We start from the raw sequence: 21,684 nt of genomic DNA on the forward strand, positions 1-21,684 counted from the left end.
CATCCCCATCGCGGATCGAAAAAGGGTGGCCCATGTGGCCACCCTTTTTGTTTCTCGCTCTCTTGTCACCACGCCAGTGCCGGGTGCATCAGACGGTTCAACAGCGTGCCGGATGGCGTCCACTCAAAGCTCTGGTTGGCGCCGCCATAGCATTCGGCGAGGCGCAGGGGGACGGCCGGCTTATGACGGCGACCCGCCACATCCAGGCACAGCGACATCTGCCGATTGAACAGACGATCCCCCTGCCACTGCCATTGATGGCTCTCCTCCCGGCACGCCTCCATCCCCAGACCATCTTCCCCTCTGGCGACCAGGCAATCCCCGGCCAGTTGCAGGGCACCGACATCCCAGCTGAATGACTGGTTCGGTTGCTGATCGCAGGGCTGGGTCAGCAGACGGCCCTGCTCGCTCAGGGTCACGCAGAAGCCACCACTGGTTACCAAGGTGGCCTCGAGTTCGGCCTTTGGCTTGGGGGCGGCACCCATCAGAAGATCTTCCGGTTTCGGCTGCAGGGCACAGCCGCCCAGCAGCAGTGCGGCCATGGCCAGCACAGAGAGTTGAAGAGAAGTGATATGGTGATGCATAGGCCTTGTATCTGGTCCGTGCCCGAGCGTCCCCTGTCTCGCGGCTCCGGGCCCAGCATACCGAACTCGTGGCGAACAGGCGCCTGAAGAAGTGTAAAAAGACGTGACAGGAAAAAGCGGAAGAGAAACACCAAAAAGCAAAAACCCCGCCTGAGCGGGGTTTTCAAATGTGGTCGGTGATAAAGGATTCGAACCTTTGACCCTCTGGTCCCAAACCAGATGCGCTACCGGGCTGCGCTAATCACCGAGGGGGGTATTCCAAAAACACAAAGATGACCATCTGGTCATCCTCGTCATACAGCAAGTATGGTGCGAAGAGAGGGACTCGAACCCTCACACCCGGGGGGCACTAACACCTGAAGCTAGCGCGTCTACCAATTCCGCCACCTTCGCGTACCTGACAAGCTGTAAAATGGGGTGGCTGATGGGGCTCGAACCCACGACAACCGGAATCACAATCCGGGACTCTACCAACTGAGCTACAGCCACCACAGCTGTTTTTGTTCTTCAACACGCCCGTTTAACCGGCGCACTTTTGATGGTGCGCCCGACAGGATTCGAACCTGTGACCTCTGCCTCCGGAGGGCAGCGCTCTATCCAGCTGAGCTACGGGCGCTACGCTGTCGAACGGGGCGCATTATTGATGATGATGCCGACCTTGTCTACTCTTTTTTTGACACAAAGAATCAAGTGCCTGTTTTTCAATCACTTCCGACCCTTTTCAACTATTTTTGTTTTGTTCAGGCTGGATCCAGCAATTCCCCACTACTTTTTGAATCCCTCACCCCATAGGGTCAAAGATGATGGGCAATGCTTGACTTGCCTTTGCGCCCACCTAGAATGAATGAACGTTCATTCAGTCGTTGACCTCTGATAACCATGGATAAGAAAGAACGCATTTTCGAAGCAGCTCACGAGATCCTCGGCGAGCAGGGCTTCTACGGCCTTTCCATTGCCGTGGTCGCCAAGAAAGCCAAGGTGGCGGCAGGTACCATCTATCGCTATTTCAGCGACAAGGATGACCTGATCCGCCAGCTCTATCAGCACACTATCCTCAAGTGTCATCCCCTGGTCATGGAAGGTGTGCAGATAGAAGAGGTGTCCTATGAGCAGTATCGGCGCCTCTGGCTCAACATCGATGCCATCTTCACCAGCTACCCCAATGCACTCAAGTGCAAATTGCAGTACGAAAGTTCTCCATTGGGGGCTGAATTGGAGCGGGATCCGGTCATAATGGCGACGTGGGCGCCACTTGAGCGCTTCTTTGAGCAAGGACGCCAACAGGGACTCTTCATCGATCTCCCCATTCTGGTGTTGCAAGCATTGAGTCTGGATTGCGTGGCCAACCTGGCACAGCAGCGCCGGGTTCACGATTTCGAATTGACGCAGGAACAGCTGGAGACGGTCATCCGGGCCAGCTGGAATGCCATTTTAAACCCTAATGTTTCCATCACAGGAGCCTGTTCATGAAAAAGTGGATGGCCATCATGTTGCTGATAGCACTCGCCCTGTTTGGCAGTGTCATCGGCTTCAATATGTTCAAGCAGAAGAAGATTGCAGAGTTCATGGCCAATCGGCCCGAGCCCGAGTTCCCGGTCACCGCCATGGTCACCAAGGCGCAAGACTGGGTCCCCACCATTGAAGCCATCGGCTTCATCGAGCCGAACCAGGGGGTCACCCTCTCCAGCGAGCTGTCAGGCACCATCGACAGCATCCGGTTCGAATCGGGGGCACATGTCAAAGCGGATCAACTGCTGCTGAGCCTGGACTCCAGTGTGGAAAAAGCCAATCTGAACTCCTCCCAGGCCAGGCTGCCGGCAGCCAGGGCCAAGTTCGAACGCTACAAGAACCTCTATCAGAAGAACTCCATCTCCCGGGACCAGCTGGATGATGCCGAGGCAAGCTACCGCTCCCTGGAGGCGGACATCGACAGTCTGAAGGCCACCATCGCCCGTCGTGAGGTGCGAGCCCCCTTCAGCGGCGCCGTGGGCCTGCGCAACGTCTTCCTCGGCCAGTATCTGGAACCGGGTACCCAGATTGTGCGCCTCGAAGACACCAGCGTGATGCGCCTGCGCTTCACCGTGCCCCAGACCGACATCTCCAAAATCACCCTGGGACAGACCATCAAGATCAACGTGGATGCCTATCCCCAGACCCAGTTTGACGGCCAGATCACAGCCATCGAGCCCGCGGTCAACTATCAGAGCGGCCTGATCCAGGTGCAGGCAGACATTCCGAACAACGACGGCCAGCTCCGTTCCGGCATGTTCGCCCGCGCCAGCATCATACTGCCCACGGTGAAAGACCAGATCGTGATCCCGCAGTCCGCCATATCCTTCACCCTCTATGGCGAGAACGTCTACGTCATTCACGAGGCTGACGGCGTGAAACGCGCCAAGCAGGTGGTGGTCAAGGCAGGTGAGCGTCGCGGCAACGATGTCCATGTGCTGTCCGGCATCAAGGCTGGCGATCAAATCGTGCTGTCGGGTCAGGTTCGCCTGAGCAACGATACCAAGGTGCACGTGGTCGAGAACGATGCCCTTGCCGTTCCGGCACAAACCCCGATGCTGTAAGCGCGGAGAGCTGCGATGCGATTTACTGACATATTCATAAAACGGCCTGTGCTGGCGATCTCGCTCAGCTTCCTGATAGCCCTGCTGGGCTTCCAGGCCATCTTCAAGATGCAGGTGCGTGAATACCCCGAGGTGATCAACACCGTCATCACGGTCAACACCAGCTACTATGGCGCCAGTGCGGATCTGATCCAGGGCTTCATCACCCAGCCCCTGGAGCAGGCGGTCGCCCAGGCCGACAACATCGACTTCATGACCTCCTCGAGCCAGCTGGGCAGTTCCACGGTGACGGCGTACATGAAGCTCAACACCGATCCGAACGCCGCACTGTCCGACATCCTGGCCAAGGTCAACTCGGTGCGTTCCCAGTTGCCCAAAGAGGCGGAAGACCCTTCGGTCACCTCCTCCACCGGCTCCACCACGGCGGTGCTCTACATGGGCTTCACCAGCCCGGAGCTCAATTCCAGCCAGATCACCGACTACCTGGAGCGGGTCATCAAGCCCCAGCTGTTTACCGTGGGCGGGGTCTCCAAGGTGGATCTGTATGGCGGTGTCGAATTCGCCCTGCGGGTGTGGCTGGATCCGGCCAAGATGGCCGCCTTTGACCTGACCTCAAGCGACGTGATGACGGTGCTCAACAGCAACAACTATCAGTCCGCGACCGGCCAGGCCACCGGCTATTTCACCCTGTTCAACGGCAACGCCGAGACCCAGGTCGGCAACATCGAAGAGCTCAAGCGTCTGGTGGTCGCCACCCGCGACAGCAAGGTGATCCGTCTCTCCGACATCGCCAAGGTCTCCCTGGAGAAGAGCCACGACATCTATCGCGCCAGCGCCAACGGCCGCGAGGCCGTGGTTCTGGCCATCAACGCAGCCCCGACAGCCAACCCCATCAACATCGCCCACGATGTGCTGGAGCTGCTGCCGAGCCTGAAGCGCAACATGCCGAGCACCATGCAGGTGAACGTCCTGTATGACTCCACCATCGCCATCAACGAATCCATCCACGAGGTCATCAAGACCATACTGGAGGCGGCCGCCATCGTACTGGTGGTGATCACCCTGTTCCTCGGTTCGTTCCGGGCGGTCATCATCCCCATCATCACCATTCCCCTGAGCCTCATCGGCGTGGTGATGATGATGGACATGTTCGGCTTCTCCATAAACCTCATGACCCTGCTGGCGATGGTGCTGGCCATCGGTCTGGTGGTGGATGACGCCATCGTGGTGCTGGAGAACGTCGACCGTCACATCAAGGAAGGGGAAGAGCCGTTCCGGGCCGCCATCATAGGTACCCGGGAGATCGCCGTGCCCGTCATCGCCATGACGGTCACCCTGGCGGCGGTGTATGCGCCCATCGCCCTGATGGGGGGCATCACCGGCTCCCTGTTCAAGGAGTTCGCGCTGACCCTGGCGGGTGCCGTGTTCGTCTCGGGCATCATCGCCCTGACCCTGTCGCCCATGATGTGCGCCAAGATGCTCAGGGCCAACGAGGAGCCCGGCAAGTTCGAGCGTACCGTGCACGATCTGCTGGACCGGATGACGGCCCGCTACGACGCCATGCTCCATGCGGTGATGCAAAAGCGCATCGTGGTCATCCTGTTTGCCGTCATCGTGTTCGCCAGCCTGCCGCTGCTGTTCAAGTTCATTCCGAGCGAGCTGGCCCCGTCCGAGGACAAAGGCGTCATGGCGGTGCTGGGGACGGCGCCTTCCAACGCCAATCTGGACTACATCGAAAACACCATGGCGGACGTGAACAAAGTCCTGGACGACCAGCCGGAGATCGCTTACTCCCAGGTCTTCTCAGGGGTGTTCAACTCCAACCAGGCGTTCGGTATCGCCTCCATGGTGCCATGGAGCCAGCGTGAAGCGAGCCAGAAAGAGGTGCTGGATCGGGTTGCCGGTCTGGTGAAGGACATCCCCGGGATGGCCATCACCACCTTCCAGTTCCCGGAACTGCCGGGGGCCTCGAGCGGTCTGCCCATCCAGTTTGTCATCACCACCCCGAACAGCTTCGAGAGCCTGTTCCTGATCGCCGGTGAGATGCTGGCGGCAACCCAGACCAACGGCCAGTTCGTCTATTCGGATCTCGATCTGAACTACGACTCGGCCACCATGAAGATCAGCATCGACAAGGACAAGGCGGGTGCCTACGGCATCACCATGCAGGACATCGGCATCACCATGGGCACCATGATGGCGGACGGTTACGTCAACCGTATCGACCTGGATGGCCGCTCCTACGAGGTGATCCCGCAGGTGGAGCGCAAGTTCCGTCTCAACCCCGAGTCCATCAAGGGGTACTACGTGCGTGCCGCCGACGGCAAATCGATCCCGCTGGGCAGCCTGATCAAGATTGAAGTGAAGGGAGAGCCCCGTGCCCTGCCCCACTTCAACCAGCTGAACTCCGCCACCATCGGCGCCGTGCCGGCACCGGGCGTGGCCATGGGGGATGCGATCAACTGGTTCAAGGCGACCGCGGAAGAGAAGCTGCCCCAAGGCTATCGTTACGACTTCATGGGGGAAGCCCGCCAGTTCGTGACCGAAGGGAATGCGCTCTACGCCACCTTCGCCCTGGCCCTGGCCATCATCTTCCTGGTGCTGGCGATCCAGTTCGAATCCGTGCGTGACCCGCTGGTCATCATGGTGTCGGTGCCGCTGGCCATTAGTGGCGCGCTGATCGCCCTGGCGTGGGGCATGGCCACCATGAACATCTACTCCCAGGTCGGTCTCATCACCCTCGTCGGTCTGATTACCAAGCACGGTATTCTGATCTGCGAGGTGGCAAAGGAGGAGCAGCTGCTCCATGGTCTGAACCGGATGCAAGCCGTAATGCAGGCTGCCAAAGTCCGTCTGCGCCCCATCCTGATGACCACGGCGGCGATGATCGCAGGCCTCATCCCGCTGCTCTATGCCTCGGGTGCGGGGGCGGCACAGCGCTTCAGCATCGGCATCGTCATCGTGGCGGGTCTGGCCATCGGCACCCTGTTCACCCTGTTCGTGCTGCCGGTCATCTACACCTTCCTGGCATCCGAGCACAAGCCGCTGCCGGAATTCGACGAATCCATCCCGGCAAAAGCCAAGGGCGGTCACTGATCCCAGCCCACACAATAAAGGCCCCGAAAGGGGCCTTATTTTTATCCATTGGATGACACACGACATAAGTCCATGAAGCAGTTAAACTAAACCGCACTCAATCCAGACCGCAAGGACGCCATGTCAGGAATCTTCTCCAAGGCCGTCGGCCTTAACGGACTCTCTTATCGTCTGCTTTCCTACATTCTGATCTGCAGTACGGTGCTGGCACTGCTCATCACCGTGCTTCAGCTCGCCTGGGACTACAACAAGGATGTGACCGTCATCGAGGCCAGCATCGGCCAGATCGAGGCCTCCTTCCTGCAACCCATCTCGGCCAGTCTCTGGAATCTGGATGAAGAGCAGGTGAAGGTGCAGATCGAGGGCATCATGAACCTGCCCAACATGCAGTTCGTCATGGTCAAGGAGATGCTGGGCAATTCGGAAGTGCCCCTGCTCACCCAGGGGGTGGAGCAGCCCCAATACGACATCTCCCGCGAGTTCACCCTGAGCTATCAGGGGGAAGTGGTCGGCAAGCTGTTCGTCGCCGCCTCTCTGGAGCAGGTCTACCAGCGCCTCATCGAGAAATCCGTGCTGATCCTGGTCAGCCAGACCATCAAGACCCTGGTCGTCTCATTCTGCATCCTGGTTATCATCTACTATCTGGTGATCCGTCATATCAACCGCATCGTCAGCTATGCCCAGAAACTGAGCCTGGATCGCCTCGCGGTGGAGCTGACCCTGGAGGGTCGCCCCCTGCCCCGCAAGTCCCCTGACGAATTCGATACCCTGGCCGCCACCCTCAACCAGATGCGCACCCGGCTGAACGACGAGTTCACGGCCCGCCATCAGGCCGCCGATCAGCTCCAGCAGGAGCGGGACTTCTCCGCCACCCTGATCAACTCCGCCAACATGGTCATCTGCTGCATGGAGCCGGATCTCAACATCGCCAGCATCAACCCGGCCGCCATCCTGCTCACCGGCTATCACCACCAGGAGCTGTTGCAGCACAACTGGCTGGATCTCTTCGTCAGCAAGGAGCAGCGTGACGAGCTGGCCGCCACCCTGGCCGAGCAGGGCGCTCTGGAGGACAGGGAGATCACCATGCACGACCAGCAGGGCAACGAGCTGGTACTGCAGTGGACCTTCGCTCCCTTTTACGAGGGGCCCAACCTCAAGTACCTGATCGGCTTTGGCTATGACATCACCCCCCTCAAAAAGGTCGAGCGGGAGATCACCCTGTTCAACGAGCAGCTGGAAGGCAAGGTGGCGGAACGCACCCGCAGCCTGAGCGATGCCAACGACCAGCTGGGCAAGGCCTATGACGATCTCAAGCAGGCCCAGCAGACCCTGGTGGAGTCGGAGAAAATGGCCTCCCTCGGTTCCCTTGTTGCCGGCGTGGCCCACGAGATCAACACCCCCATCGGCATCAGCGTTACCGCCTCCTCCTACCTGCAGGAGCGGGTGGCCGACTTCAAGCAGCATATCGAGGCCAAGCAGCTCTCCCGCACCTACCTCAACGAATTCACCCAGAATCTCGACGAGTCGATGCAACTGCTACAAGGCAACCTGCGCCGCGCTTCGGAGCTCATCGCCAGCTTCAAGCAGGTGGCAGTGGATCAGTCCTCCGAGGCCCGATACAACTTCAGCCTCGCCGACAACCTGCATCAGGTGGTGGTCTCCCTCGGCTACAAGCTCAAGAAGGCCCAGTGCGAGGTGGACATCCAGTGCGATCCCAAGCTGAGCATCTACTCCTTCCCGGGCAGCTTCACCCAGATCTATTCCAACCTGATCCTCAACTCCATCCATCACGGTTTCGATGGCTGGGACAGGCCCAGAAAGATCACCATCCAGGTGGCGCAGCAGGGAGACGAGCTGGTCATCGACTACAGTGACAACGGCCGCGGCATCCCCCCGGAGATACTGCCGCGCATTTTCGATCCCTTCGTCACCTCCAAGCGGGGCCAGGGTGGCAGCGGGCTCGGCACCCATATCATCTACAACCTGGTGGTCCAGCTGCTGCGCGGCCGCATCCACTGCGCCAGCGAACCGGGCCAGGGCGCCCAGTTCCACATTCGCCTGCCCATCCAGCAGAACTGAGCACCGGCTCTTGTGGGCCGGCCGCTTTGTCCCCATCATGCTGTGACTGCATTCTTAACGAGCGGAGAACCTCGCAATGGCACAGCATTTTGACTACATCGCCATCGGTGGCGGCAGCGGCGGCATCGCCTCGGCCAACCGGGCAGCCATGTACGGCAAGAAAGTCGCCCTGATCGAAGCCAAAGAGCTGGGTGGCACCTGCGTCAACGTCGGCTGCGTACCGAAGAAGGCCATGTGGTATGCAGGCCAGATCGCCGATGCCCTGAAATATGGCGCCGACTACGGCTTCGACACCACGCTCAACCACTTCAGCTGGGCCAAGCTGGTCGAATCCCGTCAGGCCTATATCGGGCGTATTCACCAGTCCTACCAGAACGTGCTGGGCAAGAACCAGATCACCGTCATCAAGGGCTTCGCCCGCTTCGTCGACAGCCATACCGTCGAGGTGAACGGCGAGCACTACAGCGCCGATCACATCCTGATTGCCACCGGCGGCCGCCCCGAGGTCCCGACCATTCCGGGCGCCGAACTGGGTATCGACTCCGACGGTTTCTTTGACCTGCAAAGCCAGCCCAAACGGGTTGCCGTGGTGGGTGCCGGCTATATCGCCGTGGAGATCGCAGGCGTGATGCAGGCACTTGGCTCCGAGACCCATCTGGTGGTGCGCAAACATGCGCCGCTGCGCAACTTCGACCCCATGATCCACGAGACCCTGGTGGAGATCATGGCGCAGGAAGGGCCCAAGCTGCACACCCACGCCATTCCCAAGGCCGTCATCAAGAACGCCGACGACAGCCTGACCCTGCAACTGGAAGATGGTCGCCACCTCACCGTCGACTGCCTCATCTGGGCCATCGGTCGCGTGCCCGCCACCGACAACCTCAATCTGGCTGCCACCGGCATCACCCTGGACGAAAAGGGCTTCATCCCCACCGACAAGTTCCAGAACACCGCCGTCGCCAACCTCTATGCCGTCGGTGACAACACCGGCCGCATCCAGCTCACCCCGGTGGCTGTCGCGGCAGGCCGCCGCCTCTCGGAGCGGCTGTTCAACAACAAGCCGGGCGAGCACCTCAACTACGATCTGGTGCCGACCGTGGTGTTCAGCCACCCGCCCATCGGCACCATCGGCCTGACCGAGCCGGAAGCCGTCGCCGAATACGGTGAAGATCAGGTGAAGGTCTACCGCAGCCAGTTCACCGCCATGTACTCGGCGCTGACCCAGCATCGCCAGCCCACCCGGATGAAACTGGTCTGCGTCGGGCCGGAAGAGAAGGTGGTCGGCCTGCACGGAATCGGCTTCGCCATGGACGAGATCCTGCAAGGCTTCGGCGTCGCCATGAAGATGGGCGCCACCAAGGCGGACTTCGACAACTGCGTCGCCATTCATCCAACCAGTGCGGAAGAGTTTGTGACGATGCGCTGATGGAGTTGGGGCATAGAGGTCAAACCGACCACTGCATCCCCACTCCCCATCCGACCTGCACAGAAGAGTTTGTTACTATGAGGGGTTAATATAGAAATCCACCTACACACGTTTTTACTCTAGAAAAACTGAGAGGCCAGAGCCTAGTTCTCTGGCCTTCATTTATCGACTCATCGATACACAGCCTCTTCTAAAACGTTTATGCCCCGAAACGTGTTTCGAACATCTGCCCCGTTGACCCAAGAGCTGAACATTTTCACAAATTTGAGTAATGTTCAATTAGAGCGCACTTAATTTTACAAAGTGTTGAGAGAATGCTATACCAAAACTTGAAATATTTGTTAATAGAATAGCATTTTTCGTTTAACTATAATAAGTTTACAGTATCTTCTAACAGAGACCAAAACCTTCGATTTAGCTAAACCTATTGTAGAAAAATGATTAAGTGGGGTTTTTGATGAAAGTACCATCAATAATAACTAATGAAGAAATAGAGAAGCTTTATGAAAATATTGGCGATAATGTAATAAACCTACCACAGAAATTTAAAACGTTGCGCTTAGGTTTATTACCTCGGATTTGCCAATTATTTATTACTACGCTCAAGCCTAACCCAAATAAAAAAGTTAAGTTTTTTCAATTTGAATCATCAAAAGAAAACAGTGTTGCAGATTTGCTAAGTTCGCCGCACTCTTTAACTTCGATATTAATGTCTGATGAAGTATATGAAAAGGATATTGTTTTAGATGACCAAATAATACCAGTAGAACTTAAATCTAGAATTAATGCTGAATTACAAGCGCGGCTAAACAAATCGATATATAGAAAAGGACAAAGAGTTCAGCTATTTGCAGTTGATCACTCGATAAAAAAATACGCTTTTCCAAGTTGCTTTTATTCACCCGAAGGGACTAATTCTCTAAAGAAAAGCGAGTTTTATACAAGAATACTTGAACGCATTGTTGAGCTTAGCCCAACTAAATCTGAAATGACAGAAGTCCATCTTAGTGATCTAGGGCATGCAATTTACGAACTTATTGAAAATACCGAGCAACATGGAAAGCTAGAAATTAATACAGGTAAGGTGAGCAAATCAGTTAGAGGTCTGATAATTGATTACAAGCTTATTACCAAAGAACAATATTCAGAAAGTATTGGTGGGGAAAATACTGCGATTACCGATTACTTAGAAGGCATTAGAGCGAATAATAGAACTGTACATATGTTAGAGATATCAGTCTTCGACAGCGGAGAAGGTATTTTCAAAACTCTTGCATCAATGAATAACATAAATATTAGTATTCAAGATGAAGTCAATGTGGTTAAGAAGTCATTTGCTAAAGGTTCTACGTCAAAATCTGATTATCGTGGTGTTGGTCGTGGTTTAAATAATGTGAAAAATGTATTGGCACAAAGACATGGTTTTATTTCGTTTAGAACTGGCCAAATTGGTGTATACCGAGACTTTAACTTGCAGCCTTTGATAGAAGGTGAATCAGAACCTCTTTCGCTATTTGACGAAAACAACAAATCAGAAAACAACTTTAGTAAGCTTGCTTCAGTTGAAGGTGTAGCTTGCAGTATTTTGGTGCCTTTGTGATGAAAAACTTTTATTTTTACAAAATGGATCTTAATTCAAATAAAGCAAATGTTATGGTTTGTTTCTATGCAGGAGGCGCATTTAATTTTGAAGAGTTTTGCGATGACGTGGTAACTCAATTTAAATCATCAATTTTTACACGTGACATTGCCTTTTTTACGCCTGAATATAATAAAGAAGATATTACTGAACGGTTATTAAATGCTAAAGCACAATCAACACTTAAAGACCGAGTAAATAGTTTCCAAGAAATAAATTTCCATACATGTTTTATCAATCGCAATGGTGAATTTGATATATCCATTTTTGGTGATTCTAAACAGCCATTATCTAACGCCAATGTTGTTCAGTTGTTTGAGTTTGGTATGTATAACATCATCACTAGCCGAAACTTGATAATTGAGGCTCATTCAAATATTCACTTCATTAAGCCCTCTGGAAAACATACAAATAAATTCATTGATGTGAAGAATTTACTTGAGTCATCTGCTGAAATTACTTTTATTTCTGCTAGTTTGTTAAAACTAATACCTGCCAACGTAAATAAAATTTACGTAGATACCTCTGGTATATTTCCGCTGGCCTATGAACTCAGCAATATAATTAGGGCTTTTGAAAATAGTACAAAAATTATATCAATAGATTCTTTTGGAAGTTATGGTGGTATTGAAGAATACGAATTTAGTTCCGATGCAAACACGCTAGTTTTAATATCAGCTTCTACCAGCAATAACTTATTCGAAGAGTTAAAAAGAAACTCTTCATTGGAGCAAGCCTCGCTAGTTTCAGTGATTATGACACAGGTTAATGATGCTGACCAAAAAGTCCTAGTTGAATTTGATAAATATAAGGACAAGTTCTGCAAAAACTACTTTCAACACTTTGAGTCATACGACGAAAATGAATGTCCAATGTGCTTAAGGGAATATTCTGTTCCGATTGCGCTTGATAAAAGCCGATTCGTATTCGAAGCACCACGCACTGAGAGCTACTTACCTTTAGCTATTGACTCTGACAATAATTTAAGAAATCTTATTAATCAATATAAAGATCTAAATGCTTTTAAGTGTTTATATGATGGTGTAGATGGCACCAAGACACCTACGCCAGAATATTTTATCGACGTTAGTAAGGTTATCGAGCAAGATAAATTTAAGGAAAAAGTTAAAAACATCATCCATCGGTTTTTTCCTTTGAACACTGATTGCTTAATCCATTGTAAAGATGAAGGAGCAAAAGAATTAGCAGAACTTATTAAAAGTAATGTATCAAATTTAAATTTAGACGTTAATGTTTACGATAGTGAAATCCCTAATGACGTAACTCCGAGTAAAGGAATAGTCGTTGTAGCAGGCTCTTTAGAGTCAGGAAAATCTCTTTTAAATATTAGCAGAGCGCTGCGCAAATATAATGACCTACCTATTACATATATTGTAGGATTCGCAAAATATAATAGTGAAACTGAATTTAAGAAACTTGAAATTAACTTAAAGTTTTCTGAAGGTCCATGTGGGCATCACCAATTCCATGTTATTGAAAAGATGCTTTTACCAATAAATGAGCATAAAGAAAACAGCTGGGAAAAAGAACTTGAACTTCTGAAAGAGCTTATAGCCAAACATTCAACTGATGAAATCTTATTGAATGAGCTTAATGCCAGAGACAAGCTATTGAGAAGTGCATCATCTATTGATAGTCAGGGATTAGGAGAAGAGCTATTCCTTAAATCACCTAAGAATCAACCACTCGTATTGGGGCCGACATTTGCTTTTTGGAATAAAGGTGACAATGACGGTTACTTTAAACATCAGGCCACAGTGTATTTCACTATTTCTTCTGTCTTGCAGCGGTTACGAACTGTTGCAAAAAACAATGGAAGAGTTCCATTAGGTATGGGCTACATAATTCGACAACTAGATCCTTTACTATTTGATAGGTTCAATGAAGGAATTATCCAAGCAAGTATTCTAAGGGCTGCAAAATCAAGAGAGCTTGATTATAGTGCCGCTGATGACAAAAGTAGGATTATTGGTTCTTTGATTGAGAGAATGCTTAAGTTTCCTGAAGCTGAAGATTCAAAAGGTCTTCCAGAAATCTTACTTGCACTATGTACTAAAAAGTTGCGTGTAAAAAAAGACCATTTAAAAGGATTTGATTGTCATCAGGTTGAAAAAAATAACCACCCTATGACTTGGATGTTAGTCGAATATGTCCGCCAATTATTGCTTTCTCAAAATAACGAATCAGAGCAAAGTATTCCTGTAGTGAAATTTTAAGGTGATTTGGGTTTAATGAGCTATTTTTGTAGTCAATAAAACTCGGACAAAGTGTATAGATCTAATTATCACAAGACACCGGCCTCAAACCGGTGTCTTGTTTACGCTACTTTAGTGCGCACTTCCATCGGTATCAATTTCAGACCCTTCTTGAACATGCTGTTGGGGATCTGTCCCTCCATCATTCTGCCCTGATGTGACCGCTGGACATTGTAGTGCTCCAGATAGCTATCCTGGTTTGTCTGCATCTGCTCCACCGACTCATACCAGGTTCTCCTCCCCTTGATACGGAAGTGTTCATCCAGCAGTGTACGATGTAGTCGCTCGATAAAGCAGTTGCTCTGCGGCCTGCGTACCTTGGTGGCCAGGTACTCAATCCCCTCCAGCTGCAGGAACCGCTCGTAGGGGGATGGTCAGGACGTCAGCAGAACTCGCGTCCGTTGTCCGACAGGATGGTATAGACCCACGCCCAGTGAGTCTCGAAGAACAACCGCACCATTTCATTGAGCACATGAACCGAGGTCACCGGCAGCTTACTGGTGTAGAGCCGCCCCCAAGCGTGGCAACTGTAGCAGTCCAGAACAGTTTGTAGATACACTCTGCCAATTCCCTCCTTTTTACGCCGATTTTACGCCAGCCAAATTGGGCTTTATGGCGCCTTTACGCCCGTTTTACATACCCTTTCAGCGTCAATGAGACCCATGGGATCGACACGGATATGCATCGATCCCTGACGCTAATTACCTCAACGGAGTCGTTATGAATTGGCTATATCTGCTGCTGGTCCTCGCCCTCGCGGGCTATCTGCTGCGCGCCCTCGCGCGCACTCATGAGTGAGGAACCGGATATGTGGCAAGAGATCATCTATCCCGTCGCGTTCGTGCTGCTGGTGCTGCTGCCGGCGCCTCTGCTTGGCAACTACCTGTATCGGGTGTTTGAAGGCAAGAGTCGCTGGCTGGCCCCGCTTGAGCGCGCCACCCTGGCCTGCTGCGGCACGGACGGGCGCGAGCAGGACTGGAAGTCCTACGCCCTCAGCCTGCTGGCTTTCAACGGCACCGGTTTCGGCCTGCTGTTCCTGATCCTGATGGCGCAGGGGCTGCTGCCCCTCAACCCGCAGCAACTGCCAGGGCTGAACTGGCAACTCGCCTTCAACACCGCGGTCAGCTTCATGACCAACACCAACTGGCAGGCCTACTCCGGCGAAGCCAGCCTCTCCTACTTCAGCCAGATGGTGGGGCTCACCACCCAGAACTTCGTCTCCGCCGCCACCGGCGCCGCGGTCGCCATCGCCCTGTTTCGCGGCATCGCCCGCCAGCAGACCACCCACCTAGGCAACTTCTGGCAGGATCTGGTGCGTTTCTGCCTCTACGTGCTGCTGCCGATGGCGCTGATCCTGGCGCTGCTGCTGGTATGGCAGGGGGTGCCCCAGAGCCTGTCGGCCTACCTGCCGTTCCACGCTCTGGAAGGCCAGGAGCAGCTGCTGCCGCTCGGCCCGGCCGCCTCCCAGATCGCCATCAAGCAGCTCGGCTCCAACGGCGGCGGCTTCTTCGGCATCAACTCGGCCCATCCGTTCGAGAACCCCACAGCCCTCTCCAACTGGCTGGAGATGGTCGCCCTGCTGACGCTGGCCGCCGCCATGGTCTGCACCCTGGGGCGCTACGTGAAGGATCTGGCCCACAGCCGCGCCATCCTCATCGCCATGACCATCATGCTGGTGCTGGGGCTCTGCCTCGCCATCGGCCAGGAGCTGAAGCCGGATCCGGCCCTCGCCCACCTCACCAGCGAAGCCGGCAACTGGGAAGGCAAGGAGAGTCGCTTCGGCCCCGTACTGTCCAGCATCTGGGAAGTGGCCACTACCGCCGCCTCCAACGGCTCGGTCAACGCCATGCACGACAGCTTCACCCCCCTCGGCGGCATGGTCGCCATGATCAACATGCTGCTGGGTGAAGTGGTGTTCGGCGGCGTCGGTGCCGGCATCTACGGCATGATGCTGTTCGTTCTGCTGACCGTGTTCCTGTGCGGCCTGATGGTGGGGCGCACCCCCACCTATCTGGGCAAACGGCTCGGTATCACCGAGATGAAGTGGGTGGTCGCCAGCATGCTGGTGATGCCGGTCGGGGTATTGGTGATCGGCGGCATTACCCTGCTGATGCCGGACTCCGCCACCGTCATCGGACACGATGGCCCACACGGCCTGTCACGGCTGATCTATGCCTACGCCTCGGCCGCCGGCAACAACGGCTCCGCCTTCGCCGGCTTTGCCGCCGCCGACAACTGGCAGTGCATCGCCATCGGGCTGGCCATGCTGCTCGGCCGCTTCGGCTACATCATTCCGGTGCTGGCCATCGCCGGCCAGCTGGCCCGCGCCCCGCGTCAGGAGCGAAGCGAGGGGGATTTCCCCGTCAGCGGCCCGCTCTTCATTACCCTGTTGATCGTCACCGTGCTGCTGATGGGGGGTCTCTCCTTCCTGCCGGTGCTGGCGCTGGGCCCGGTGGCGGAGCACCTGAGCCTGCTTGGAGGTGCCTTCTGATGCTGCACACTCCACTGATCTGCGTGACCAACTATTCGATGCTGGGAGCTTTCCAATGAGCAAGTCCGCTTCAATGAGCACCGACACCCTCAAGGTGAAGGGCAAGAAACAGAAATCACAGATCCTGCAGGCCATGGTGGAAGCCCTCTATCGCTTCAACCCCAGGGCGCTGCTCGGCAGCCCCATCCTGTTCACCCTCTGGCTGGCGGCCGTGATGGCGACCCTGGAGTCGCTGCTGGGGCAGCCGCTCTCCGGCGTCGCCCCTTCGCTGGCCTGGCAGCTGACCGCCTGGCTCTGGCTCACCCTATGGTTTGCCAACTTCGCCGAGACCCTGGCAGAGGGGCGCGGCAAGGCACGGGCCGACAGCCTGAAGGCCGGCATGAGCCAGCTCAAGGCACGCCGGGTCACCACCCCGCAGGATGACAAGGGCGAGTGGGTACCGGCCACCAGTCTGCGCAAGGGCGATCTGGTGCTGGTGCGCAGCGGCGAGATGATCCCGGCCGACGGCGAAGTGGTCGCCGGCATCGCCTCGGTCAACGAGGCGGCCATCACCGGCGAATCCGCCCCCGTCATCCGCGAGTCCGGCACCGACCGCAGCGGCGTGACCGGCAACACCACCGTCGTCTCCGACCAGATCTGGGTGCACATCAGCAACAACCCGGGCGAAAGCACGCTGGATCGCATGATTGCCCTAGTGGAAGGGGCCAAGCGGCAGAAGACCCCCAACGAGATGGCGCTGGACGCCCTGCTGGTGGGGCTGACCCAGATCTTCCTGCTGGTGGTGGCCACTCTGCCCTGGTTCCTCGACTACAACGGCACCCAGGTGCCCCGGCTCTATCTGCTGGCGCTGTTCATCACCCTGATCCCGACCACCATCGGCGGTCTGCTCTCCGCCATCGGCATCGCTGGCATGGACCGGCTGGTGAAGCTCAACGTGATCGCCAAGTCGGGCCGGGCGGTGGAAGCCGCCGGCGACGTGCGCACCCTGCTGCTGGACAAGACAGGCACCATTACCTTCGGCAACCGGATGGCGGACGAGCTGATCCCGGCCCCCGGCGTGGATCCCTCCCTGCTGGCCCAGGCCGCCATGCTGGCCTCGCTCGGTGACAACACGCCGGAAGGCAAATCCATCCTGACCCTGGCGGGCAAGAGCCACACCAGACCTAGCCAGCTGGAGAGCGACATCCTCATCCCCTTCAGCGCCGAGACCCGGCTGAGCGGGCTGGATCGCAACGGCCATCACTATCGCAAAGGGGCGGTAGACGCGGTGCTGCGCTACCTCTCGCTCGATCGCAAGGCGGTGCCCGAGCTCATCCTCAAATCGGTGGACAACATCGCCCGCCAGGGCGGTACCCCGCTGCTGGTCTGCACCCACGAGAAGCTGCTGGGGGTAGTGTTCCTCAAGGACATCATCAAGCCGGGCATCAAGGCACGCTTCCAGATCCTGCGCCACATGGGGATCCGCACCGTGATGATCACCGGTGACAACCCGCTGACCGCCGCCGCCATCGCCGCCGAGGCCGGGGTGGACGACTTCATCGCCGAGGCGACGCCGGAGAAGAAGCTGGCCTACATCCGTCAGGAGCAGGCCGACGGCCGGCTGGTCGCCATGTGCGGGGACGGCGCCAACGACGCCCCGGCGCTGGCCCAGGCCGACGTGGGGCTGGCCATGAACGAGGGGACCCAGGCCGCCAAGGAGGCGGGCAACCTGGTGGATCTCGACTCCAACCCCACCAAGCTGCTGGACGTGGTGCTGGTGGGCAAGCAGCTGCTGGTGACCCGTGGCGCCCTGACCACCTTCTCCATCGCCAACGACGTGGCCAAGTACTTCGCCATCCTGCCGGCCCTGTTCATCGCCGCCTATCCGCAGCTGGGGGCGCTGAACCTGATGCAGCTGGGCAGCCCGGAGAGCGCCATCCTGTCGGCCATCATCTTCAACGCCCTGATCATCGTCGCGCTGGTGCCGCTGGCCCTGCGCGGGGTCAGCCTGAAGGGAACGGCGGCCAGCCTGCTGCGCCGCAACCTGCTGATCTACGGCGTCGGCGGCCTGATAGTGCCCTTCATAGGTATCAAGCTGATCGACCTGGTCATCACCGGCCTGGGACTGGTGTGATGAAAACGCCGCGCGATGGTATCCACGGCCAGATCGTGCACCCATACATCGGCATCAAGTTGATCGACCTGGTCATCACCGGCCTGGGGCTGGTGTAACGGCATCACCGGATGCGGGGCAGGCCCGCATCCACCCAACACATTTGGAGCAAACACATCATGATCGCAATCAGAACCATGCTGACCCTGACCCTGCTGCTGGGGGGGGCATATCCGCTGGCCGTCACCGGGCTGGCCCAGCTGCTCTTCCCCTGGCAGGCCAACGGCAGCCTGCTCACCAACGCCAAGCAGCAGGTGGTCGGCAGCGCCCTGCTGGCCCAGAAATTCGAGCGGGCCGACTACTTCCACTCCCGCCCCTCCGCCAGCGATTTCGCCACCATAGGTGGCGGCGGAAGCAACCTGGGGATGAGCTCGCCGCTACGGGCCGAGTTTGCCGCAGCGGCGGCCAGGGCGCAGCCGGAAGCCAGGGTCCCCGCCCTGCTGACCCGCTCCGCCTCCGGCCTCGATCCCCATCTGCCCCTCGATGCAGCGCTGGCCCAGGTGGATAGGGTCGCCGGGCAACGGGGGCTGGATCCCGTTCAGTTGACGGAGCAGGTCAAGTCGGCGGCACAAGCTGGTATCCTTGGCCCGCAGGTGGTCAACATTCTCCAGTTGAACCTGCAACTCGATCATCAAAAGGGCGCCTGAGGGCGCTCCTTGCCGTTCGGGAAGGCTCCCTTTCGACAACGGGGACAAGCATGAGCAATGAGGTCACGGCCGCAGTTCGGCCGATGCAACGGGAGCACGGGGATGCGTGATGAAGTGAGGGCAGACGCCCTGCTGGCGAGCCTGGAGCAGGAGCACAGGGGCAAGCTGAAGGTGTTTCTCGGCGCGGCCCCCGGCGTCGGCAAGACCTACGCCATGCTGCAGGCGGTGCGGGAGCAGGCCAGGGAGGGAGTCGACATCCTGATCGGGGTGGTGGAGACCCACGGCCGCCAGGAGACCCTGGCCCTGCTCGACAAGCTCGCCATCCTGCCGCGCACACTGCACCTGCACCGCCAGCAGCGGCTGGAGGAGATGGATCTGGACGGTCTGCTGGCGCGAAAGCCCGCCATCGCCGTGGTGGACGAGCTGGCCCACAGCAACGCCCCCGGCAGCCGCCACGAGAAGCGCTGGCAGGATGTGGAGGAGCTGCTCGGTGCCGGCATCGATGTCTACACCACCCTCAACGTGCAGCACCTGGAGAGCCTCAACGATCTGGTGTGGCAGCTGACCGGGGTCAGGGTCAAGGAGACTCTGCCGGATCAGGTGCTGCTGGAGGCCGACAGCCTGGTGCTGATCGACCTCCCCCCCAAGGAGCTGCTCGGCCGTCTCAAAGAGGGCAAGGTCTATGTGCCCCACCAGGCCAAGGCCGCCCTGCAGTCCTTTTTCTCTCTGAACAACCTGACCGCTCTGCGCGAGCTGGCGATGCAGACCGCCGCCAGCCACGTGGAGGGGGATCTGCAGTTGCAGTGGCAGGCCGCCGGCAAGACCACACTGCCGCTGCGGGGCAAGCTGATGGTCTGCATCGGGGATGAGCACGGCGCCGCCCTGGTGCGTTACGGCCACCGCTTCGCCCAGCGCAGGCAACTGCCCTGGCTGGTGGTGCACATCGACAGCAAGGGGCAACGCTCCCCCGAGCTGGAGCAGGCGCTGGCGCTCGCCTCCCAGCTGGGGGCCAGGGTGCTGACCCTCTCCAGCCCGGCCGTGGCCGATGCCCTGCTGGAGACCGCCGAACAGCAGCAGGTTTCCCAATTGCTGCTCGGCAAATCCCGCAACCCGCCCTGGCGTCGATCCCTGGTACAGCATCTGCTCAAACAGGCGCAGGGATTCGAGATCACGCTGGTGGATACAGAGAAGCGCAAGCCCGGTCTGACCCTGCCAACGGCAGGCCCGGGTGAGCTTCGCCAGAGCCTGCTGGCGGTGGCCATCATGGGGGGGACCTCGGCCGCGGTCTGGGCCCTCTCCCACTGGCTGCCCCCCGCCTCCCTGCCCATGCTGTTCGTGCTGGGGGTACTGGCCACCGCGCTCACCACCAGCCTGGTCCCCGCCATCCTGGCCGCGGTGCTGGGCTTCGTTGGCCACAATCTGCTGTTCACCTTCCCCTACTTCTCCCTGAGCGTGGCCAGCCACAGCGACCTGCTCACCCTGTTCGTGCTGCTCATCGTCGGCATCGCGGCCGGGCGCCTCGCCTCCCGCCAGCGTCAGCAACTGGTCAGTCTGCGCGAGACCCAGCAACTGGGTAACGCCCTGCTCTCCCTGAGCCAGGGACTGGCCACCGCCAGCAGCCCGGTGGACGTGCTGAGACAGGGAACCCAGGCCATCGCCCTCGCCCTTGGGCAGCCCGTGTTCGCGCTCGATGGGGATTACCAGTACCGGGCCGGTGACACCCAGACCGGGCCGGGCCAGACCGACAAGGCCGCCATTGACTGGTGCCTGGCCCAGAAGCAGAGCGCTGGTGCCCATACCGCCACCCTCAACGCCGCCGAGGCCCAGTATCATCACCTCGGCGATGACCTGGTGCTGGGCATCCGGCTGGCCAGCCCGCTCACCTCCGCTGCCGAGCACCAGCTGCAGGCCCTGCTCACCGATATCCGCGCCGCCCTGGCGCGGATCGATCTCAACGAGCGGCTGGCGGACAGCCAGTTGCAGGCGGAGACCGACCGGATGCGCGCCGCCCTGCTCTCCTCGGTCTCCCACGACCTGAAGACGCCGCTGGCCACCATCATGGGGGCCGGCAGCACCCTGCTGGAATACGGGGACCGGATAAGTGCGGAGGACCGCATCGAACTGCTGCACTCGGTGCAGGACGAGGCGCGCCGCCTGCACGGCTATGTGCAAAACCTGCTGGACATGACCCGCATCGGTTCACCGGATTTCCAGCTGAAACGGGACTGGGTCGACCTGGCGGACCTGGTGGAAAGCGCCCGCCGCCGGCTCGACTCCTCCTGGCGCCAGCACAAGCTGCTGGTGCACTTCGATCAGCAGATCCCCCGGCTCTATGTGCACGGCGCCCTGATCGAGCAGGTGCTGGTCAACATCCTCGACAACGCCTCCCGCTACTCGCCGGCCGGCACCCCCATCGAGTTCAAGGTGATGCTGGCGGATCCCGACCTCATCATCGACATCATCGATATCGGGGTCGGCATCGCCGAGTCGGATCGGGACAAGATCTTCAATCTGTTCTACACCCAGCCGGTAGGCGACTGCGGCAGCCGCGGCACCGGGCTTGGCCTCGCCATTTCCCGCGCTATGATAGAGGTCCACGGCGGCCGCATCTGGGCATTCGCCGGCCCCAACGGCAACGGCACCTGCATGCGCATCTCCCTGCCGCTGGCCCTCAACGCACCGGCGGCCTGATGGTCGCCGCCCTTTTCAATCAGCAAACGG

The 21,684-nt window shown here is 57.3% G+C and carries 12 protein-coding genes, 4 tRNA genes and 1 pseudogene; 11 read left to right on the forward strand and 6 right to left on the reverse strand.

The window, feature by feature from the left end; translation table 11 throughout:
* Positions 1–65 precede the first annotated feature (65 nt).
* From I6L48_RS03550 to I6L48_RS03570, 5 genes are all read right to left on the reverse strand, one after another.
* Positions 66–584 (reverse strand): ricin-type beta-trefoil lectin domain protein, encoded by a 519-nt coding sequence (locus I6L48_RS03550; RefSeq protein WP_113069336.1) that lies wholly within the window; start codon positions 582–584, stop codon positions 66–68.
* Positions 585–754: 170 nt separating this feature from the next.
* Positions 755–831: transfer RNA gene (locus tag I6L48_RS03555), tRNA-Pro, on the reverse strand.
* Positions 832–891: 60 nt separating this feature from the next.
* Positions 892–977, reverse strand: a tRNA-Leu gene (locus I6L48_RS03560).
* A 20-nt stretch (positions 978–997) separates the two neighbouring features.
* Positions 998–1,073, reverse strand: a tRNA-His gene (locus I6L48_RS03565).
* Positions 1,074–1,123: 50 nt separating this feature from the next.
* Positions 1,124–1,200: transfer RNA gene (locus I6L48_RS03570), tRNA-Arg, on the reverse strand.
* A 263-nt stretch (positions 1,201–1,463) separates the two neighbouring features.
* Between I6L48_RS03570 and I6L48_RS03575 the strand changes: the two genes are divergently transcribed.
* From I6L48_RS03575 to I6L48_RS03605, 7 genes are all read left to right on the forward strand, one after another.
* Positions 1,464–2,054, forward strand: coding sequence for a TetR/AcrR family transcriptional regulator (locus tag I6L48_RS03575; protein WP_042864666.1), 591 nt, complete (start codon positions 1,464–1,466; stop codon positions 2,052–2,054).
* Entirely contained in the window at positions 2,051–3,157 is a 1,107-nt protein-coding gene (locus I6L48_RS03580; protein WP_039040661.1) for an efflux RND transporter periplasmic adaptor subunit, read from the forward strand. The genes I6L48_RS03575 and I6L48_RS03580 overlap by 4 nt, the downstream gene beginning before the upstream one ends.
* Positions 3,158–3,172: 15 nt before the next feature.
* Positions 3,173–6,253, forward strand: a complete 3,081-nt coding sequence (locus I6L48_RS03585) for a multidrug efflux RND transporter permease subunit (RefSeq protein WP_113069334.1) — start codon at positions 3,173–3,175, stop codon at positions 6,251–6,253.
* A 120-nt stretch (positions 6,254–6,373) separates the two neighbouring features.
* Positions 6,374–8,332, forward strand: a complete 1,959-nt coding sequence (locus tag I6L48_RS03590; protein ID WP_039040659.1) for an ATP-binding protein — start codon at positions 6,374–6,376, stop codon at positions 8,330–8,332.
* Between the two features lie 76 nt (positions 8,333–8,408).
* Positions 8,409–9,758, forward strand: coding sequence for a glutathione-disulfide reductase (gene gorA / locus I6L48_RS03595; RefSeq protein WP_048209396.1), 1,350 nt, complete (start codon positions 8,409–8,411; stop codon positions 9,756–9,758).
* A gap of 457 nt (positions 9,759–10,215) precedes the next feature.
* Positions 10,216–11,358: a hypothetical protein gene (locus I6L48_RS03600; RefSeq protein ID WP_162726129.1), complete on the forward strand. Its 1,143-nt coding sequence runs from the start codon at positions 10,216–10,218 to the stop codon at positions 11,356–11,358.
* The gene (locus I6L48_RS03605) at positions 11,334–13,634 is read left to right on the forward strand and encodes a hypothetical protein (RefSeq protein ID WP_216987776.1); all 2,301 of its coding nucleotides are present in this window, start codon (positions 11,334–11,336) and stop codon (positions 13,632–13,634) included. The genes I6L48_RS03600 and I6L48_RS03605 overlap by 25 nt, the downstream gene beginning before the upstream one ends.
* Positions 13,635–13,735: 101 nt before the next feature.
* Here the strand turns inward: I6L48_RS03605 and I6L48_RS03610 are convergent.
* Positions 13,736–14,247: pseudogene (locus tag I6L48_RS03610) on the reverse strand (integrase core domain-containing protein); the annotation flags it as partial.
* A gap of 234 nt (positions 14,248–14,481) precedes the next feature.
* Here I6L48_RS03610 and kdpA point away from each other — a divergent pair.
* From kdpA to I6L48_RS03630, 4 genes are all read left to right on the forward strand, one after another.
* Positions 14,482–16,164, forward strand: a complete 1,683-nt coding sequence (gene kdpA, locus I6L48_RS03615; protein ID WP_113069332.1) for a potassium-transporting ATPase subunit KdpA — start codon at positions 14,482–14,484, stop codon at positions 16,162–16,164.
* A gap of 55 nt (positions 16,165–16,219) precedes the next feature.
* A complete protein-coding gene (gene kdpB, locus I6L48_RS03620; protein WP_216987777.1) occupies positions 16,220–18,277 on the forward strand; it encodes a potassium-transporting ATPase subunit KdpB in 2,058 nt (685 codons plus the stop codon).
* Positions 18,278–18,435: 158 nt separating this feature from the next.
* Complete coding sequence (locus I6L48_RS03625; protein ID WP_216987778.1) at positions 18,436–18,963, forward strand: potassium-transporting ATPase subunit C; 528 nt, start codon at positions 18,436–18,438, stop codon at positions 18,961–18,963.
* Between the two features lie 102 nt (positions 18,964–19,065).
* Positions 19,066–21,654 carry a sensor histidine kinase KdpD gene (locus tag I6L48_RS03630; protein WP_041214193.1) on the forward strand — a complete coding sequence of 863 codons (2,589 nt, stop codon included), beginning with the start codon at positions 19,066–19,068 and terminating at the stop codon, positions 21,652–21,654.
* Positions 21,655–21,684 lie beyond the last annotated feature (30 nt).

Source organism: Aeromonas sp. FDAARGOS 1418 (assembly GCF_019048585.1).
Classification (GTDB): Bacteria; Pseudomonadota; Gammaproteobacteria; order Enterobacterales; family Aeromonadaceae; genus Aeromonas; species Aeromonas caviae.

Coding starts and splice junctions, on each gene's coding strand:
- I6L48_RS03550 (WP_113069336.1), bottom strand. CDS start 584: ATGCATCACCATATCACTTCTCTTCAACTCTCTGTGCTGGCCATGGCC.
- I6L48_RS03575 (WP_042864666.1), top strand. CDS start 1,464: ATGGATAAGAAAGAACGCATTTTCGAAGCAGCTCACGAGATCCTCGGC.
- I6L48_RS03580 (WP_039040661.1), top strand. CDS start 2,051: ATGAAAAAGTGGATGGCCATCATGTTGCTGATAGCACTCGCCCTGTTT.
- I6L48_RS03585 (WP_113069334.1), top strand. CDS start 3,173: ATGCGATTTACTGACATATTCATAAAACGGCCTGTGCTGGCGATCTCG.
- I6L48_RS03590 (WP_039040659.1), top strand. CDS start 6,374: ATGTCAGGAATCTTCTCCAAGGCCGTCGGCCTTAACGGACTCTCTTAT.
- gorA (WP_048209396.1), top strand. CDS start 8,409: ATGGCACAGCATTTTGACTACATCGCCATCGGTGGCGGCAGCGGCGGC.
- I6L48_RS03600 (WP_162726129.1), top strand. CDS start 10,216: ATGAAAGTACCATCAATAATAACTAATGAAGAAATAGAGAAGCTTTAT.
- kdpA (WP_113069332.1), top strand. CDS start 14,482: ATGTGGCAAGAGATCATCTATCCCGTCGCGTTCGTGCTGCTGGTGCTG.
- kdpB (WP_216987777.1), top strand. CDS start 16,220: ATGAGCAAGTCCGCTTCAATGAGCACCGACACCCTCAAGGTGAAGGGC.
- I6L48_RS03625 (WP_216987778.1), top strand. CDS start 18,436: ATGATCGCAATCAGAACCATGCTGACCCTGACCCTGCTGCTGGGGGGG.
- I6L48_RS03630 (WP_041214193.1), top strand. CDS start 19,066: ATGCGTGATGAAGTGAGGGCAGACGCCCTGCTGGCGAGCCTGGAGCAG.